Below are 17,949 nucleotides of genomic sequence, written 5' to 3'. Positions count from 1 at the left end.
CGTTTTAAATGGCGCGGTGCTTCTTGAGGGCGATCACGTTGAGCAGGGCGAATACGGCGGAGAAGCCGGCGAGCACATAGACGTCGGTGCTGATGCCGGACCAGCCTTCGCCGCGGATCATGATGTCCCGCATCGCGTCCGCGCCGTAATAGAGCGGCATGATGCGGCTCAGATACTGCAGCCACGGCGTCATGGCGTCGAGGTTGAACAGCCCCGAGAAGAACACCTGCGGCACGATCACGAGCGGAATGAATTGGATGATCTGAAACTCGTTGCTCGCGAAGGAGGAGAGCAGCGTACCCAGCGTCAGCGCCGTGAGCGACAGCAGCAGGTTCATGAGGAGGACGTACCAGATGGAGCCGTCCATGTAGAGCCCGAGCACGTCGATCGAGAACCAGGCGATCAAGGCGGCTTGAAGCAGCGTGAACAGGCCGAAGCCGAGCAGATAGCCGAGCACGATCTCGGATCTGCGGATCGGGGTGGCGAGCAGCCGTTCGAGCGTGCCGCCGGTTCTTTCCCGCAGGAAGGAGACGCCGGCCAGCATGAAGACGAAGAAGAACGAGAAGAAGCCGATCAAGACCGGACCGAAGGAGTCGAAGGAAGCCATGTCCTCGCTGCCGTGCAAATACGAGATGCGGGGCTGGACGGCTTGCGCGCTCTCGCTCAGCACGCGCTGCAGCAGCAGCAGCACCGATTGGTTCATGGAAGGATCGCTGCCTTCGAGCGTAACGGAGGGTTGGCCGTCCGCGAACGCGAGGTACGCATCCAGTTCGCGGTCCCGCAGCGCTCCCTCGGCGGCTATGGCTTCCGGATAGGCGGAGACATGCGCCCCGGCTTTCTCCAAGCGTTCGCCGACCGCCGCGGACGGAGCCTGCACGAGCCCGATATCCGGTTCGATTGCATTGCCGTTGAATACGAGCTTCATGAGTCCGAGAATAAGAAGCGGGGCAAGGAACAAGAGCGCCAGCGTCCGTTTGTCCCGGACGAATTGGCGAATGATGCGAAGGGCCAGCGCGCGGATTCTCATGCGCGTGCACCTCCCCCGAGCGCGATGAACGCGTCTTCGATCGACGCGCTGCCGCTTTGGCGCTTGATCTCCTCGGGCGATCCCGTCGCGGTCAGCTTGCCGTCGCGGATCAGCCCGAGCCGGTCGCATTTCTCCGCTTCGTCCATGACATGCGTCGTCAGGACGATCGTGGTGCCGCGCTTGCGCATGTCGCCGAGCTCCCGCCAAATGGACTGCCGCAGCACGGGATCGATCCCGACGGTCGGCTCATCCAGCACGAGCAGCTCCGGCTCGTGGAGCAGCGCGATCGCCAGCGACAGCCGCCGCTTCATGCCGCCGGAATAGGCGGATACGGCTTTGTTCAGATGCGCTTCCAAATCGACGATCGCCATGGCGGCTTGCATGCGCTTATTCATCCGTTCGCCCTTCAAGCCGTACAGCGCGCCGAAGAACGTCAAATTCTCCTTGGCGGTCAGCTCGCCGTACAGCGCGTCGGACTGCGCCATGTAGCCGAAGCGCTGCAGCATGGCAAGCTTCGGCATCGGTTCGCCGAGCATGCGGACAGTGCCTTCGTCGGCTCGGTCAATGCCGGTCATCAGCTTGATCAGCGTCGTCTTGCCCGAGCCCGACGGGCCGAGCAGACCGAACAGCTCGCCCCGCTCGACCAGGAGAGTGACGCCGTCCAGCACCGTTCGGCTGCCGAAGCGCCGGGTGACGCCGCGGACGTCGATGACCGGAACGGCAGAGGAAGCTTGGATGGGGGACATGGATCATCACACCTTTCACCGTAATGAGTGATTACTCACATTTATTCTATGCGAGCAGCACCCAAAAGTGAAGTGAGTAATCACTCATTCGCGATGAAAATGAAGAAATTTTTAGGAAGGGGCTTCGGGAGTCGTCTGCGCTGTCTTCGTTCCGCGCATCAAGTCGACGGCGAAGACGATCATGAACGGCAGGACCGCGCAGGCGAAGCCCCACATCGGATGGATCGCCGTTACTTCGTAGGTCCATTTCGCCTCGCCCCGTGTCAAGGCCGCGAAGGACACGGAAGCCATGAACGCCGCGAGCGGGAAGATCAGCATGCGGTCTTTCTTGAGCTTGAGCAGATGAATGCAGGTCTGATGGGCGGTGAACAGCACGATCGTCGTTTTCATGAACGAGGCCAGAATGAGGGAGTAGCCGATCAGCGCCTCGAGCCGCGAGAAGACGTCGATGAGGTTGACGGAGCGGGCCACCTCGAAGAGCGAATATTTGCGGTCGCCGGCGATGGGACCGAATACCAAAATGGTGACGACCGTCGTGCCCGCCAACGAGATGGCGTTGACGAGCACCGCCATCAGCGCCTTGAACTCGAACTTCTTCGCGAAGTTCGGCACGTAGCAGAGAATCATCGAGAACAGGACCAGCTCGCAATAGGGGAATCCGTAAGAAAAGTACATGCCGTGCAGCATCGGCTTCAGCCCGTCCGGAAACACGGGCAGCAGGTTGCCGAACGCGTAATTATTGACGGACAAGAGCGTGATCAAGACCGCGAACAGCATGACCGTGCTCATCAGCAGCGGGAACAGGCCCGCCATTTTGTCCATCCCGGTGCGGACGGAAAGCGCGGCGACGAGAAACGATAATACGACGAACCAGCACGCGGACGTATTGCGCATCATGGAGCTGTTCAGAAACAGCGCGATATCGAGGACGATCGCGGCGCCCATGTGAATCTGGTAAAACAGGAGCATCAGCCCGAAAACGACGGTGACCGGCGTGCCGACGGCGCCGCGGCTGTATTGGATGAAATTTTGGCCGGGATGGCGCTTGGCGAGCAGAATGACGGGGAGGATGGTCAACATCCCCAACCCCGCGGTGACCAAGATGCTGATCCAGGCGGCATTGCCCGCGAATTGGATCATCGGGCTCGGAATGTTGATGATGGAGGAGCTGGTCAAAAAAACGAACATCAGCAGCGCCGCCTGGTTTGCCGTGATTTTGATTTCCAACGTTCTCATCCTTTCGCTTTGAACCATTTGAACAGCGCGTCCGACATCGGTCCGAACAGCGCGTTCGCGGCGTCGTAATAGGTCTTCAAGTGAACCCAACCCTCCGCATGCACCATATGGTACAGGCAAAAGAGGAGCAGCAGTCCGTAAATCAGTTTCACGCGCGTCGGCCGCGGGCCTTCGCGGACACCGTCTTTGTAATCGACCGCCAGCATGCAGACGAGGCTGACCGTCACGAGCGCTACGAACATGGTCTCACTTCCGTTAATCTTGATTTGGCTTCAGCAGCGTATTCCCGGCGTTCGTGCCGTGCGTCAGCACCTCGGTATCGACTTCGATATCGACATCGAGCCTGGCGAACCGCTCCGGCCAATCCTTCTTCCATTGCCGCCAGCGCTTCGGATCGCGCCTGTAGATGTCGTTTCCGATCCCGAGCAGGTCGGCTTCATCGCGTTTCAAATGCGCCAAAGACTGCTGCATCCGCTGTTTGATCGCCGCGGAAATCTTATCCTCGTAGTCGTTTTCCTGCTTTTCGTTGCCGAGCGTCGTGCAGGACAGCTCGAGCGTCGCCACGACCGCATGCACGCGATAGGTGACGCGAGCGCCCGATTCGCTCAGTTCCATTCGCCGCTGGGCTTTGAACCGCAGCATCTCGGCGGATTCGTCGAGCGGCGCCGTCGGCGCTTCCCCTGATTCGTTCTCGCTGCTCTCGGAATTTTCGGCCGCCGAGCACGGGATTTCGACGACGCCGTTGCTGTAGCGGTTCAAGAGCATCAGGAGCCCTTCGGTTTCCTGGCCGTTGAAACGGTCCGCGACGAGTCCGTCCTTGATGATCGTCACGCCCGCCACGCCGGGTTCGCCGCCGATGTCCTTGGGGCTAAGCGCAAGGTACGGGATCGCGCCGACCTCCGATTCGCTGCGAAGCTGCAGGGCCAGCTGAAGCAGATTCGTGCCGAGCGTCTTGCCGCTGTATTCGTTTTCGGACCTTTCGCTCAAGTAATATTGCTGGCTGATCGTATTTTCGATGAACGGCTTGGTATCGAAATAGTCCGAAGCCCTGCCTCGCGTCACCATGAGAGATATGGTAAGCCGCGGTTCGTTGTCGCGATAGAAGAGATCCAGCAGCTGCGGCACGGGAACCCTGCGGGCGATCTTCTCGCTGATCAGTATGACGCGCGTATGGCTGAACTGCGCTTTGCGCCCGAGATGAATCGTAATGTCCCGGATCGCCTCCATGACGGAGGCGTCCTTCGTGCGGATGTTCACGTACGGCTGCCCGGTTTTGCCCTTGGAGGCGATCGTCTGGGACGGCTTGTAGATCTGGAACGTGACCATGACTTGGCCGCCTCCGGCATCGTCGATGCCGATGCCCATGACGAACCCTTTGTCGGGCAGCTCCGCCCTGTCCCCGCAGCCGGAGACGGCGAAGCCGCACAGCAGCAGCAGTACCGCCACGGCGGAAAGCCGAATGCGCTTCGTTCGCATGAGTACCTCCTATGCCTTCCGTTCGTTACGAGTTCCCCTGCCGGCGTCCGCGCGCTTTGTCGCTTTTCATCAACGCTTTCAGCGGTTTGCGGTACACCGTGTTTTGCAGTTCGCCGACCGTCCACGGCGCCAAGGGCTTCATGTAAGGGACGCCAAGCGACTTGAGTCCGATCAAGTGGATCCACATCAGGGAAAAGCCGATCATCAGGCCGAAGATGCCCAGCATCGCAGCCAAGATCATCAGCGGAAGCTGAAGCAGCCGCAGCGAGACGGCGAGGTTGTACTGCGGCAGCGCGAACGACGCGATGCCGGTCAGCGCGATCACGACGACCATGCTCGGCGAGACGATGCCGGCGTTGATGGAGGCTTCCCCGACGACGAGGGCGCCGACGATGCTGACCGCGGAGCCGACGGGGCGCGGCAGCCGAATGCCGGCTTCCCTCAGAATTTCGAAGATGAATACCATCAAGACGGCCTCCACGAAGGCGGGAAACGGAATGCCTTCCCTGGCGTCGACGACGGCGAGCAACAGCACGGTCGGTATCACTTCCGGATGGAACGTCGAGATCGCGATGTACAAGCTCGGAAGGCCGAGCGCGATCATCAGCGCGGCGAAGCGCAGCACGCGGATGAAATTCGACATCAGCGTCCGCTGGTAGAAATCCTCGCTCGATTGCAGCAGCTCGAAGAACGTGGTCGGGCCGATCAGCACGCTGCCGGTTCCTTCGACGAGCACGATGATTTTGCCGTTCAGCAAGGCGGAAGCGGCGACGTCCGTGCGCTCCGTGTAGCGGAATTGCGGGAAAGGCGTCCACGTGCGTTCCTCGAGGACATCCTCGATATAGCTCGTCTCCAGCACGTCTCCGTCGGGGAGGAGTCCGATCCGCGACACGAACGCGTCCAGTACCTGCTGCTCCACGATGCCCTCCATGTAGCCGAAAGCGATGGCCGTGCGCGATTCGCCTCCGGTCTGCAGGAAGTTGAATTTGACGCTGGAGTTCTGGATGCGCGCGCGGATCATGCCGATGTTTTTCTTTAAATTCTCGACGGTGGATTCGCGCGGGCCTTGGACGACGGGCTCGGTGACGGGCTCGCTGACCTGTCTCGTCTCGAACCGTCCCGGGTGGAAGCTGATCGCGTGATCCCAGCCGTCGATGAAGATGATCAGGCAGCCGCTTAGAATGAACTGTTCGGCCTCTTCCAGCGAATCGATGACCAGGCCGGATTCTTCCGAGCCGATGTGGTTGCCGAAGCGTTTGACGATCATTTCCAGCGTGACCTCGGAGCCGTCGCCGATCTCGTGCTGCACGAGGTCCTGCAGCATCTGCTTGAAATAGTTGGTCCGTTTGTCCAACACGAGCGTGTCCAGGTAGAAGGTCATCGCCTTCAGCCGGAGTCCGGGGCCGTAATGCCACCGGTAGGCGGTCAGATCCGAGCAGGGATGGAAGCGGGCGCGGAGGTACGCGGAGTTCTTGTCGATGTCGCTGAAGACCGGCACTGCCATAACATCCCTTCCCTTCCAGCTTTGGCTTGATTATCAGCGTTCCAAATCAGGCCCTTTTTTATGCATGGGGCATGCGGGCTACGTCGCCGGACGCTGCTCGTTCTCCGTCTCAGGTCGGGGAGAAAGACTGGTCTGCAGACGTTTACGCGCCACCGGCGGGAACAGGTAGACTTTAACAAGGAGTTCCGAGGAGAACCATAGTCTGAAAGGGGAATGGAAGAGAAATGCAATGGATTACGAAATGGGCCTTCAATAATAAGGCCGGGATGAAGCTCGTCGTGCTGATGGCGCTGGCGATGGGGGTCGTCAGTTATTTCCGGCTGCCGATGGAATTTCTGCCGGAAGCGGATAACCCGATGGTCACGATCGCCGCGATCGGCCCGGGCTACGACGCCAAATCGATGGAAACCGAGGTAACGGCCAAGCTCGAGGAGGCGGTTCAGTTCGTCAAAGGCAAGAGCCTCATGACCTCGTCGTCCGGCAACGGCTTCTCCAAGATCGATTTGTCGTTCGACTCCAAGACGAACATGAAGGACGCGAAGGCGGAGGTGGAAGCGGCGGTGCGCGCGGTGCAGCTGCCCGAACGGGTCATGACGCCGTACGTGGTCCAGTTCAACACCTCGATGATCCCGATCTCCTGGGTATCCGTCGGGCTGGACGGCGTGAACGAAGCCGACCGGGATAAAGTCGAGAAAGACCTGATCGACGAATTCAAAAAAGTCGACGGCGCCGGTCAGGTGTCTCTCGGCGGCAAGTCGGCGCCGAGCGTGTCGATCGTGCCGGACGCGGCGAAGCTGTCGGCCAAGGGCGTGCCGTTCCAGGCGTTGATGGGCGTGCTGCAAGGACGCAACGTCTCGGCTTCCATCGGGGAGAAAACGATCGACGGCGCCTCCGGCAACCTGAGCGTCGAAGCGAGCGTGAACGATCTCGACACGCTGCGCAAATTGCCCGTGGCGCAGGGCGTGACGCTGGGCGACGTGGCGGAAGTGAAGATGGATACGCAGCGGGAAAGCATCAGCAGCCTGAAAGGCAAGGACGTGCTCATGCTGACGATATCCAAGACGGCGAACGCAAATGCCGTGAAGGTCGGCGACGCCGTGCAGGAAACGGTCGAGCGGCTCAACAAGGACGTCAAGGGCGTCGATATCCAAGTGCTGTCGAGCACGTCGGAGCAGGTCGTGCATTCCGTGAATTCCATGCTGCGCGAAGTCTTGATGGGCGCCTTGTTCGCCACGATCGTTATTCTGCTGTTCATGCGCAATCTTCGGGCGACGCTCGTGACCATCGTCTCGATCCCGCTGTCCCTCGGCATCACGCTCTACCTGCTGCAAGTTTCCGGCGTGACGCTGAACATCATTACGCTCGGCGGGGTCGCGGTCGCGGTCGGCCGTCTCGTCGACGACAGCATCGTCGTCATCGAGAACATCTACCGCCGGCTCCAGAAAGAATCGTTCTCGATCGGCCTGATCACGGACGCCACGAAGGAAGTGGCAACTGCGATCACGTCGTCCACGCTCGTCACGGTCGCGGTGTTCCTGCCGATGGGGCTGCTGCGCGGCTCGCTGCAGGCGTTCCTGCTGCCGTTCGCGCTGACGGTGACGTACTCGCTGCTCTCGTCCCTGCTGGTCGCGCTGACGGTCGTGCCGCTGCTGAGCGCCGTGCTGCTGCGCAACACGAAAATGAAGGAGCACGAAGGCTCCAAACGGTTCACCGCTTTCCTCGGCTGGTGCTTGGCGCATAAATGGGTGCCGCTCGTCGTCTCGGTCGTACTGTTGGTCGGATCCGTCGGCGCGTACATGGCGATGCCTAAGGGAGCGCTGGATTCGTCCAGCGCGTCGAACCTGAACATCACGCTGGAATATCCGAGCGAAACGCCGCATGAGGCCGTCATCGAAGGCGGGCGCAAGCTGGAAGGCTTCCTCGGTCAACAAGCCGGCATCGACTGGGCATTGATGCAGAACGGCAACAGTTCGGACGGCGCCCAATACGGCGAAGTGTCCTCGCCGACGCTCGTGACGTACCTGGTGCAGATGAAGAAAGGCGCGGACGCCGAGAAAGTCATCGCCGACGTGCAGAAGCAGCGCGCGGCGTTCCCGGGCGCGGATTTGAACGCGGGCGCCATGGACTTCATGAGCGGCTCCGGCGGCACGCAGGTGCTCGTCGACGTGACGGGGGACGACCTCGACGCGATCGCCAAAGGCGCGGACCAGGTCATCGCGGCGATCAAGCCGGTGAAGGACGTGCTGAAAGTGAAGACGAACCAGGAAGAGAAGAAGCCGGTGTATACGTTCCAACTGGATCCGGCAAAATCGAACGGCCAAGAGGTCGCTTCCCAGCTGCAAGGCTTGCTCAATCCGATCCCGCTCGGCGCGCTGACGATCGATAACCGTCAAACGAACGTGGTCCTGCAGCCTTCCGTCGATCCGAGATCGCCGGCGGACTTAAACGGGCTTACCATCATGACGGCCTCCGGCCCTGCGCCGGTATCGTCGGTCGCGAAGCTCGTCAAGAGCGAGCAGCCTAGCGTCTTCTATCACAAGGACGGCAAGCCGTACGTTCGCGTCATGGCGGACGTCGATCCGGCCCAGCTGTCGATCGTCGGCAAGGAAATCGCGAAGAAAGTAAACGCCCTGAAGAAAGCGGAAGGCGTCAAGTATACCGTCGGCGGCGCTTCGGCCGACCAATCGTCCGACTTCGCGGATCTCGGCATCATCATGCTGATCGCGATCGGCATCGTCTATCTGATCATGGTCGTCACGTTCAAGACGCTTCGCGCTCCGCTCGCGATCCTGTGCTCGCTGCCGCTCGCGGCGATCGGCGCGGTCGTGGGGCTGCTCGTCACGGGCGTCACGCCGGACTTCACCGCCGTCTTCGGCGCGCTCATGCTGGTCGGCATCGTGGTGACGAACGCCATCGTCCTGATCGACCGCGTGAAGCAGAACGAACAGCGGATGACGATTCGCGAGGCGCTCGTCGAAGCGGCCGCGACCCGTACCCGTCCGATCCTGATGACGGCCATCGCGACGATCTCCGCCATGCTGCCGCTCGTCTTCGGATCCTCGGAGAGCGGAAGCATCGTCTCGCAGAGCTTGGCGATCGTCGTCATCGGCGGCTTGGCCGCGGCGACGCTGCTCACGCTCGTGATCGTGCCGTGCATCTACGAGCTGTTCTTCTTCCGCAAATCCAAGCGCCAGCGAAGCAATGCTCGCGTGGAGCACGCGGCGTAAATTAGCCCTGAACGCGCAAGAGCCCCGCGCCGGTTATCCGGCGCGGGGCTCTTCGTCGTCGTATCCGGTTGCGGCCGTTCGCTCAGAACGACATCTTGTACAGCGGCAGCACGGTGCGGAAGGTCTCTTTCACTTTGGCGACGAACGCCTCGCCGTCCCGCAGGATCGGATCCTGGCGGTCGATGACGATGCCGCACAGCGCTTCCGACGCTTTGACGGTGCGCAGGCGCTCCAGCAGCTTGGCCAGTCCGTCGCGGCCGAGCTCCTCCTGGGTGTCGCCGCCGGGCACCATATGGTTGCCCGACCAGAGGTAGTGGCCGGGAATGTTCCGTTCGATCTCGTCCAGCTGCCGCAGTGCGTGTTCCGCGAAGACGGTCTTGTTGTCGGACTCGTAAATGATGGCAAACTGCGCGAACAGGTGGGACCCGAACAAGCCGATCTGGAAATGCGGAAACATTTTGTAGCCGCGTTTGCCGGGCGCGAAGGCGACCCAGGTATCGTTAGGCGGATTAATTGTCCGGCGCGCGTGCTTGGCGACGTGCGGGAACATCGGTTCGCCGCACAATTCCGTCAGGAACGGCGACAGCTGCTCGCCGAGCTCGTTCAATTTAGGACGGATGCGGGAGATGAGCGCATCCATGCGGGGTTCCAGGCCCGGAACCGCGAAGACGTCGAAGTCGTCGGGGGCAAATCCGGCGAATGCCCGGTTTGCCGGTTCAGTCGTCAGGGTCATGGCAGTGAATCATCCTTTCTTTCGCGGGGAAACGCATGTTTGGTTCGTCTATTATAGCATAGGTTCGCGTTTGCAATCTCGCGGCTATTCCGTTAGTCTACTTTAGTATGGTTGCACACCTAAGGTTGGGAGAGGTCATTCATGTTTTGGCAGCAATTATGGTTCTTATCGAATATGGTGTTCGTAACGCTCGCGATCGTGTTTCTCTTCATGCACCGCTCGGTGACCGCCGCCCGCCAGGAGGCGGATGCGCCGCTGGTGGCGAAGCGGAAGAAGACCCGGCTGGCGTTCGGCATGCTCGCTTCGGCTTCGTTCATTGTCATGGTTACGTTCTTCCTGATCAACATGCGCGTGAACGGTTGATCGCTTCGCAACAGATGTCAAAACTTGTCTCTTTACAACTCCTTCGCAACTTTAAGGTTAAATTTGCGTCAAAGGTGTCAGAGTAGGCTGCAGAACAGCCGGCCATGACGCTTCCCGCGCAGAGCCACAAAGGAGAAAGAAAAGGAGACACAACATGAAGTCGCTTAAATGGTTATTGATTTTATCGTTCTTATTCGTGCCTTTCACGCATGCGGCGACGAAGAACGTTTACGCGGAGGGTCTTGACGCGGCGGGGTACGCCACGGCCGCGAATCAGCTCGTATTGACGATGGGGAGCGCCAAGATGGTGCATAACGGGACGGCGTACCAATCCGCGCAGCCCGTCGCGAACATCGAGGGCCGAACGTTCATTCCGTTCAGCTCGATCGCCAAGCGGTACGGATACGCGATTTCGTACGACGCCCAGAAGAAAGAATCGATCGCCAGGAACGACAAGCACGAGCTGGTGTTCAAGATCGGCAGCGGCTTCGCATACCGGGATGGCGTCCTGACGAAGCTGACCGGCGCCGCGTACATTTCGAACGGCTATCTCATGGTTCCGCTTCGTTCGTGGGGCGAGATGGCGGACAGCGCGGTCGCGGCGATCGGCAAGACGATCACGCTGACGTGGTCGACCGTCGTCGTCCCGCCGAAGCCGACGGCGAATTTCGAGGTGCAGCCTTCCGAGATTTACGCGGGTCAGACGCAGGTGACGTATATCGATCACGCGGCGAATCCGACGGGCATGCCGTTCATCGACGAACGGTGGGACGGCCGGATGGACGTCTTCCCCGAAGCGGGCACGTACGTCGTTTCGCGGCAGGTGCAGGACAGCAACGGCACGTGGAGCGATCCGTACGCCGTCACCGTCGTGGTCAAAGCGCCGAATCAGCCGCCCGTCGCGGACTTTACCACCGAGAAATCGCAATACCGCATCGGCGAGCAAGTCCGTTATATCGATATGAGCACGGATGACGAGAACGCCATCGTCAAGAGCACGTTTACCGGCAACGACGGCGTGTTCTTCGAGCCCGGCGACAAGACCGTCACGCTGGTCGTCGAGGATAAGCACGGCTTGACGTCGACGGTGACGAGGACGGTAACGGTCACGAGCGAAGTCCTGTATACCAAGGACGAGTATTACCGCTTGAATACGAGGCCGGGCGAGAATTTCCCGATCGATCCCGATTCGGTGCCGAAAATGCCGACGATCACGTACGCGGTCAATTCCGAAACGTCCCAGCTGGTGCGCAGCAACAGCCCGGAGACGCTGACGCAGGAAGGGATCGCTTACGAGGCGCAGCTGACCGGGCAAGTCCGCTTCATGTTCCATAACGTGAATAAGATCGGCTATCCGGTTCGCATGTACCTGCTGGCCACGAACAACAACAGCACGGTCGTGAACGTGAACACGAGCTCGATCGGCGTCGGCGGACCCGATCCGGTCGTCGGAAACACGGGCAAGATGGCGGTCGTGCGCTACTTGAACGCGTACCAAAGCAACCCCGCTCCGAAATGGATGACGGTGCGGCCGCATCAAACGATCGAAATCCTGCCGGAGCTGTCGAAGACGCCGATGAAGGCGGACGAAGTGCTGACCGCCTACGCGGACATCTTCAGCGATCAGGAGCTGCAGTTCCATATCGTCGTCGTGGCAGCGGGCAAGGATCCGGTCGCGGAGCTGCCTAATATGGCCGTCATCCCGCGCGACGGCATTCACGTGCGCGGCACGTTCTACAACGCCGACCGTTCCATCGAGATCAACGATACGCTCGGCAACACCGAGCAGCGCATCGTGCTGGGCGACAAAACGATCGACAAATACTTGGACGGCATCGACGACACGACCGGCCAGCTGCAGTACAACACGGGCAACTTCGGCACGCTGTACCGCATGCATCTGCCGCATGTGGCGCCGCGCACGCTGATCGCGCTCAATGCGAGAGGCGGCCTGTACATCGGGGCGTTCATGGTCAACGGCCAAGTGGTGTCGACGTCGATGATGAACAACACCCAGGCAACGGCGCTGTACCGGACCGGAGCGACGGAAGAATCGGTCGACATCGTCTTCACGCTCGCGGCCGGCAGCAACCTGCCGATCGCGATGACCTTCCTGCCGCTGCCGGAGCTTCGCTGGTAACCTGTGATATTACGGAATCACGATAAGCGGCGATAACCGGACGCAGCCCGGAGCCGCGCCCCAATTGCATCCCCCAATCCATCTCGCGATGGATTGGGGGATTTTTCGTTGGATTCCGGTGCCCGTTCGCGATGTTGGGTCGGTGTTGGTTTCCGACGTTCATCTTTGAATCCGATGTTGGATTTTGAATCGAATGTTGGTTTTCGGTCCGGGCGGATCAGGACTCGAACATGAGAGTTGCCTATTCCGCGCAACCTTTCCTGATTTGGACTGCTTTTACAAATGAAACATGCTGGGTTGAAAAACCGAAAACATATGGCTGTTAAAGTAAAACCAGATAGAAACAGTCATCATGTCTCAACAACTCACAAAAGGAGAGGGACGAGAAACCATGAGAAAGCAACTCACGAAAGGCATCATGCTTTTGGCCGTCATGCTGACGACGGTAAGTTTGGCGGCATGCACGAAAGCGAACGACAACGGCTCGAACGCGGCGGCAAACGAAAACGGAGGCAATGCGCAAACGAACGCCAACGCGGAGGCGCCGGCCGAACTTTCGGTGGACGAGCTGGCCAGCAAAGCGAAGGAACAAGGGGAAGTCGTCAGCGTCGGCATGCCGGATTCTTGGGCGAACTGGAAAGACACGTGGGCGGACATGGACAGCAAGTACGGCCTGAAGCATACCGATACGGATATGTCGAGCGCCGAGGAAATCGCCAAATTCGAAGCCGAGAAGGACAAGGCGACCGCCGATATCGGCGACGTCGGGATCGCGTTCGGTCCGGTCGCGGCCGAGAAAGGCGTAACGCAGCCGTACAAAACGTCCTACTGGGACGAAATCCCGTCGTGGGCGAAAGACGCGGACGGCAATTGGGTCGTCGGCTACCAAGGCACGATCGCGTTCATGGTCAACAAAGACCTCGTGAAGGATGTACCGAAAAGCTGGGACGACCTGCTCAAGGGCGATTATAAAATCGCCGTCGGCGACGTGACCAAAGCGGCGCAGGCGCAAATGTCCGTTCTGGCCGCGTCGATCGCGATGGGCGGCGACGAGAAGAACATTCAACCGGGCGTAGACTTCTTCAAAAAGCTCGCGGAACAAAATCGGATCAGCAGCGCCGACGTGACGACGGCCAACTTCGAGAAAGGCGAAATTCCGGTCGGCCTGTTATGGGATTTCAACGCCCTCGGTTACCGCGATCAAATCAATCCGGATCAATTCGAGGTCGTGATTCCTTCGGAAGGCAGCGTCGTGAGCGGTTACGCCACGATCATCAACAAATTCGCTCCGCATCCGGAAGCGGCCAAGCTGACCCGCGAATACATTCTCAGCGATGCCGGCCAGATCAACCTGGCGAAGGGCTTCGCCCGTCCGATCCGCGACAGCGTCAAACTGCCGGACGACGTGTCCGCCAAGCTGATTCCGCTCGACCAATACAAGAACGCCAAGCCGATCTCCGACTACAGCGCTTGGGACGAGACCGCCAAGAAACTGCCTCAGCTGTGGCAGGATAACGTCCTGATTCATTTAAGCTAATCGAACCGGCCGATGCGGCCCGAACGCGGGCGGCGCAGACAAGCGCCGCCCGCGTTCGCCTGTCGCGCGGCCGACGACAATCGAGCCTTCACGAGGAAGGGATAGAGGATGAGCCAACCGTTGACGCTTGCCAAGAAACCCGCGCGCCGTTTTCGTTTCAAACCGGTCGCGCTCGCGCTGATTCCGTTTGCCGCGTTGATCGTCGCGTTCGAAGTGCTGCCGCTCATCTACCTGGTCATGACCAGCCTGTTGTCCGACGACGAGACGCATTATACGTTAGCCCAGTACGCGACGGCGCTGACCAGTCCGTACTATCTGAAAGCGATCACGAACAGCGTCACGATCTCGCTCGGTTCCAGCGTCATCGGACTCGTCGTGTCGCTGTTCGCCGCGTATTCGCTCACGAAGCTGTCCGGGGCGGCCAGGGAACGGCTGCTGACCATCTCGAACATGTCTTCCAACTTCGCCGGCGTTCCGCTGGCGTTCGCCTACATCATTTTGCTCGGCAATAACGGGATCTTCACGATCCTGCTGGATTCGTGGGGTCTCGACGCCTTCAGTCCCGATCTGTATTCCTGGACCGGTCTGATGCTGGTGTACGTGTATTTCCAAATTCCGCTCGCCACGCTGCTGCTGTATCCCGTGTACTTCGGCATCTCGGAGCAATGGAAGGAAGCCGCGGCGCTGCTCGGCGCCGGCTCGTTCGCGTTTTGGCGGAAAATCGGGCTTCCGGTCATCCTGCCCGGGCTTGCCGGCACGTTCATCATCCTGTTCGCCAATTCCATGGGGGCTTACGCGACGGCTTATGCGCTCGTCGGGGGCAACTTCAACCTGCTGGCGATCCGGATCGGGTCTCTGGTCGCCGGCGACGTCGTGACCAAGCCGCAGCTCGGAAGCGCGCTCGCCGTGCTGCTCGGCCTGATGATGATGGCGGCGCTCGCGGTGAATGCCCGTCTGATGCGCGGACTGCGCAAGGAGCAGACGAACGGATGAGCCGGCCATGCGGAAAGCAATGCGGAAGGAGGCGTTCATGTTGAAAAGCAATAAACCGCGGGGACGTCGAAGCGCGGGACGGTTTCATCGCATCGTCTGGGCGATCCTGATCATTTATCTGGTGCTCCCGCTGGTAGCGACGCTGTTGTACGCGCTGGCCGGCAATTGGCAGACGACGATCCTGCCGGAATCGTGGACGCTGAAGTGGTTCCAGGATCTGCTGCACGACAGCCGGTTCACGGAGGCGTTCGTCCGGTCGATCGTCGTGTGCGGGATCAGCCTGATCGTCAGCACCGCCGTCATGGTGCCGACGGTCATCATCGTCGTGCTCGAGTTCCCCAAATGGGAAAAGGTGCTGAACATGCTGGCCCTGATTCCATATGCGGTGCCGGGCGTCGTTGCCGCCGTCGGATTGATCCGGCTCTATTCCTCCGGCCCGCTCGCCATCTCGGGCACGATCTGGCTGCTTTGCGGCGCGTATTTCGTCGTGGTGCTGCCGTTCATGTATCAAGGCATCCGCAACAGCCTGCGCTCGGTCAATGCCGTCATGTTGCAGGACGCGGCGATGCTGCTGGGCGCCGGACGCTGGCAGGCGTTCCGTTACGTGCTGCTGCCGAACGTCATGCCGGGCTTGACCGTCTCGCTGCTGCTGTCGTTCGCGGTGCTGTTCGGCGAATTCGTGCTGGCGAATCTGCTGGTCGGAGGTCAATACGAGACGATCCAGATTTATTTGTACCGCCGCCAAGGAGAGAGCGGGCATCTGTCGAGCGCGGTATCGATTACGTATTTCGTGCTGGTGGCCATTATTTCCGGCGTCATGCTCAGATTGGGCAAGCGCGTGCTGAACGCGCCGAGTCCCGCGGACGACGACAAGCCGGCGACGGGGAACAAGAAGGGCAGAGGAGCGAGCCCGGGAACAGCCGCGCCGGGAATCACGCTGCAAGGAGGTCAGGAATCCTAAATGAGCTATGTTGAATTCGAACGGGTATCGAAATATTTCGGAAATGCCGGCGGAGCGCCGGTGCTGGATGCGTTGTCGCTTGGCGTGGAGAAGGGCGAATTCGTCACGCTGCTCGGTCCGAGCGGCTGCGGGAAGAGCACGCTGCTGCGCTGCGTGGCCGGGTTGACGGAGATCGACGAAGGCCGCGTCCGGCTGGACGGGGTCGACCTGACGAACATGGCGCCGAAGAAGCGCAACGTCGGGATGGTCTTTCAATCGTATGCGCTGTTTCCGAACATGACGGTTTACGATAACGTGGCGTTCGGTTTGAAAATGAAAGGCATGGCGCGCGCCGAAATCGAGCGTACGGTCAAACGGATGCTGGAGATCATCGACATGTCCGAGAAAAGCGGGCAATATCCGCACCGGCTGTCCGGCGGCCAGCAGCAGCGGGTGGCGCTCGCGCGGTCGCTTGCCGTCCAGCCGAAGCTGATGATGATGGACGAGCCGCTGAGCGCGCTCGATGCGAAGATCCGCAAAATGCTGCGGGTGGAAATTCGCCGCATCCAGCAGGAGCTGGGCATGACGACGCTGTTCGTCACGCACGACCAGGAAGAAGCGCTGACGATGTCGGACCGGATCTGCATCATGAACCAGGGACGGATCGAGCAGACGGGAACGCCGGAGGAGATTTACGCCAGGCCGAAAACGGCGTTCGTCGCGCGTTTTATCGGCAATTACAACGTGCTGAGCGCCGAGGAAATGGCCGTGATCGGCCGGACGCAGTCGGCTTCGGCAGCCGGCTTCGAACCGGAAGCGTACGCGATCCGGCCGGAAGCCGTGCGGATATCCGCCGCGGACGACGGAAGCGGGGACAGCCCGGCGGACGCGTATTCGATGGACGGCACTGTGTCGGACTGCACGTCGCTCGGAGCCCTGCTGCGCTATACCGTGCAAGTCGGGAACCTGAGCATTACGACGGACGAGTTGAACGCGCCGGCGAGCAGCCGCCATGCGGCGGGCGCCCGGGTGCGGCTCGAAGTCGACCGTAATGCGTGCGTCCCGCTTCAAGGCTAGCGGCGTTTTAACAGCCCTTCGGCCATCACGGCTAATGGGCAAGGCGCCACATAGCATGACCGTTAACAGCAAGCCGAATTTTCCAACGAACCGCGCCAAACGAACATCGTTAGCGAACATAGCAGAGGTGACGCAATTGTCAGTTTCATCCGAACAACGCAAAGCATGCATTATCCAGCTCCTCGAGAGCGAAGGCAAAGTGAACGTGCTTCCGCTTGCCAACCGGTTCATGGTGTCTTCGGAGACGATCCGCCGCGATCTCGACGTGCTGGAGCGGGAAGGCCAGCTTCGGCGCGTCTACGGCGGGGCCGTCAAGCATGCAGCCTACAGTCCGCTCGAGCCGCCGTATGCGCAGCGGCAGAGCCAGCACGCGGAGGAGAAGCGTGCCATCGGCCGGGCCGCCGCGGACTGGATCGAGGACGGCAGCACGATCGTGATCGACGTCGGCACGACGGCCATGGAATTGGCGAAGGCCATCCAGGACAAGCAGCAGCTGAAAGTCATTACGAATTCCGTCGCCGTCGCCGGGGTGTTGTCGGATTCGCTGAATCACGGGCGGTTTCGCGGCAAGGTGACCCTGCTCGGCGGCGAGCTCAATCCGGAGCAGCAGTCGATCAGCGGACCGTTGTGCGAGCGGATGATGGAGCAGTTCCGGGTGGATCTGGCATTCCTGTCAGTCGGCGGCGTATCGCTCGTCGACGGCATCACCGATTACGACGCGAACGAAGCTTCGATGTCGCAGCTGTTCGCACGCTGCGCGCAGCGGGTCGTCGTGCTGGCCGACCGTTCGAAGCTCGGCATGACGACGTTCGCGCGGATATTGCCGTTCGACGGGGTCGAAGCGATCATCTGCGACGTCGACTGCCCGGACGAATGGAAGCACGCCGTGGACCGCTCGGGCGTGCAGTGGATCAAGGCCGCGTCCGATCACAAGAAGGAGGAATAACGGC

The 17,949-nt window shown here is 60.5% G+C and carries 15 protein-coding genes; 8 read left to right on the top strand and 7 right to left on the bottom strand.

The window, feature by feature from the left end; genetic code table 11:
• Positions 1-4: 4 nt before the first annotated feature.
• The 6 genes from GT019_RS02470 to GT019_RS02445 all read right to left on the bottom strand — a co-directional run bounded on the left by GT019_RS02470 (position 5) and on the right by GT019_RS02445 (position 5,989).
• On the bottom strand, positions 5-1,027 hold the full coding sequence (locus tag GT019_RS02470; protein WP_161740825.1) for an ABC transporter permease: 1,023 nt from the start codon (positions 1,025-1,027) through the stop codon (positions 5-7).
• A complete protein-coding gene (locus GT019_RS02465; RefSeq protein ID WP_161740823.1) occupies positions 1,024-1,773 on the bottom strand; it encodes an ABC transporter ATP-binding protein in 750 nt (249 codons plus the stop codon). Before GT019_RS02465 ends, GT019_RS02470 begins: the two co-directional genes overlap by 4 nt.
• 111 nt (positions 1,774-1,884) lie before the next feature.
• Positions 1,885-3,000 (bottom strand): GerAB/ArcD/ProY family transporter, encoded by a 1,116-nt coding sequence (locus tag GT019_RS02460; protein ID WP_161740820.1) that lies wholly within the window; start codon positions 2,998-3,000, stop codon positions 1,885-1,887.
• A gap of 5 nt (positions 3,001-3,005) precedes the next feature.
• Positions 3,006-3,251 (bottom strand): hypothetical protein, encoded by a 246-nt coding sequence (locus GT019_RS02455; RefSeq protein WP_161740818.1) that lies wholly within the window; start codon positions 3,249-3,251, stop codon positions 3,006-3,008.
• A gap of 13 nt (positions 3,252-3,264) precedes the next feature.
• Positions 3,265-4,485, bottom strand: coding sequence for a Ger(x)C family spore germination protein (locus tag GT019_RS02450; protein ID WP_161740816.1), 1,221 nt, complete (start codon positions 4,483-4,485; stop codon positions 3,265-3,267).
• 25 nt (positions 4,486-4,510) lie between these two features.
• Positions 4,511-5,989, bottom strand: coding sequence for a spore germination protein (locus tag GT019_RS02445; protein ID WP_161740814.1), 1,479 nt, complete (start codon positions 5,987-5,989; stop codon positions 4,511-4,513).
• A 224-nt stretch (positions 5,990-6,213) separates the two neighbouring features.
• On the opposite strand from GT019_RS02445, the gene GT019_RS02440 reads away from it, so the two are divergent.
• A complete protein-coding gene (locus GT019_RS02440) occupies positions 6,214-9,216 on the top strand; it encodes an efflux RND transporter permease subunit (RefSeq protein WP_161740812.1) in 3,003 nt (1,000 codons plus the stop codon).
• Positions 9,217-9,298: 82 nt separating this feature from the next.
• Here GT019_RS02440 and GT019_RS02435 read toward each other — a convergent pair whose 3' ends face one another.
• Complete coding sequence (locus GT019_RS02435; protein WP_161740810.1) at positions 9,299-9,949, bottom strand: YktB family protein; 651 nt, start codon at positions 9,947-9,949, stop codon at positions 9,299-9,301.
• 141 nt (positions 9,950-10,090) lie between these two features.
• Between GT019_RS02435 and GT019_RS02430 the strand changes: the two genes are divergently transcribed.
• The 7 genes from GT019_RS02430 to GT019_RS02400 all read left to right on the top strand — a co-directional run bounded on the left by GT019_RS02430 (position 10,091) and on the right by GT019_RS02400 (position 17,945).
• A complete protein-coding gene (locus GT019_RS02430; protein ID WP_161740808.1) occupies positions 10,091-10,312 on the top strand; it encodes a hypothetical protein in 222 nt (73 codons plus the stop codon).
• 154 nt (positions 10,313-10,466) lie between these two features.
• On the top strand, positions 10,467-12,452 hold the full coding sequence (locus GT019_RS02425) for a copper amine oxidase N-terminal domain-containing protein (RefSeq protein WP_161740806.1): 1,986 nt from the start codon (positions 10,467-10,469) through the stop codon (positions 12,450-12,452).
• Between the two features lie 391 nt (positions 12,453-12,843).
• On the top strand, positions 12,844-13,989 hold the full coding sequence (locus GT019_RS02420) for an ABC transporter substrate-binding protein (protein WP_161740804.1): 1,146 nt from the start codon (positions 12,844-12,846) through the stop codon (positions 13,987-13,989).
• Positions 13,990-14,097: 108 nt separating this feature from the next.
• Entirely contained in the window at positions 14,098-14,982 is an 885-nt protein-coding gene (locus GT019_RS02415; RefSeq protein WP_161740803.1) for an ABC transporter permease, read from the top strand.
• A gap of 37 nt (positions 14,983-15,019) precedes the next feature.
• Complete coding sequence (locus GT019_RS02410; RefSeq protein WP_161740801.1) at positions 15,020-15,943, top strand: ABC transporter permease; 924 nt, start codon at positions 15,020-15,022, stop codon at positions 15,941-15,943.
• Positions 15,944-16,999 (top strand): ABC transporter ATP-binding protein, encoded by a 1,056-nt coding sequence (locus GT019_RS02405; RefSeq protein ID WP_161740799.1) that lies wholly within the window; start codon positions 15,944-15,946, stop codon positions 16,997-16,999.
• Positions 17,000-17,135: 136 nt separating this feature from the next.
• Complete coding sequence (locus tag GT019_RS02400; protein ID WP_161740797.1) at positions 17,136-17,945, top strand: DeoR/GlpR family DNA-binding transcription regulator; 810 nt, start codon at positions 17,136-17,138, stop codon at positions 17,943-17,945.
• Positions 17,946-17,949: the final 4 nt, after the last annotated feature.

Origin of the sequence: Paenibacillus glycinis, assembly GCF_009909185.1 — a bacterium.
GTDB classification, from domain to species: Bacteria; Bacillota; Bacilli; order Paenibacillales; family Paenibacillaceae; genus Paenibacillus_Z; species Paenibacillus_Z glycinis.
The sequence above is the reverse complement of the archived record's forward strand: the minus strand, read 5'-3'. Positions and strand labels throughout refer to the sequence as shown.

Coding starts and splice junctions, on each gene's coding strand:
- GT019_RS02470 (WP_161740825.1), bottom strand. CDS start 1,027: ATGAGAATCCGCGCGCTGGCCCTTCGCATCATTCGCCAATTCGTCCGG.
- GT019_RS02465 (WP_161740823.1), bottom strand. CDS start 1,773: ATGTCCCCCATCCAAGCTTCCTCTGCCGTTCCGGTCATCGACGTCCGC.
- GT019_RS02455 (WP_161740818.1), bottom strand. CDS start 3,251: ATGTTCGTAGCGCTCGTGACGGTCAGCCTCGTCTGCATGCTGGCGGTC.
- GT019_RS02450 (WP_161740816.1), bottom strand. CDS start 4,485: ATGCGAACGAAGCGCATTCGGCTTTCCGCCGTGGCGGTACTGCTGCTG.
- GT019_RS02445 (WP_161740814.1), bottom strand. CDS start 5,989: ATGGCAGTGCCGGTCTTCAGCGACATCGACAAGAACTCCGCGTACCTC.
- GT019_RS02440 (WP_161740812.1), top strand. CDS start 6,214: ATGCAATGGATTACGAAATGGGCCTTCAATAATAAGGCCGGGATGAAG.
- GT019_RS02435 (WP_161740810.1), bottom strand. CDS start 9,949: ATGACCCTGACGACTGAACCGGCAAACCGGGCATTCGCCGGATTTGCC.
- GT019_RS02430 (WP_161740808.1), top strand. CDS start 10,091: ATGTTTTGGCAGCAATTATGGTTCTTATCGAATATGGTGTTCGTAACG.
- GT019_RS02425 (WP_161740806.1), top strand. CDS start 10,467: ATGAAGTCGCTTAAATGGTTATTGATTTTATCGTTCTTATTCGTGCCT.
- GT019_RS02420 (WP_161740804.1), top strand. CDS start 12,844: ATGAGAAAGCAACTCACGAAAGGCATCATGCTTTTGGCCGTCATGCTG.
- GT019_RS02415 (WP_161740803.1), top strand. CDS start 14,098: ATGAGCCAACCGTTGACGCTTGCCAAGAAACCCGCGCGCCGTTTTCGT.
- GT019_RS02410 (WP_161740801.1), top strand. CDS start 15,020: ATGTTGAAAAGCAATAAACCGCGGGGACGTCGAAGCGCGGGACGGTTT.
- GT019_RS02405 (WP_161740799.1), top strand. CDS start 15,944: ATGAGCTATGTTGAATTCGAACGGGTATCGAAATATTTCGGAAATGCC.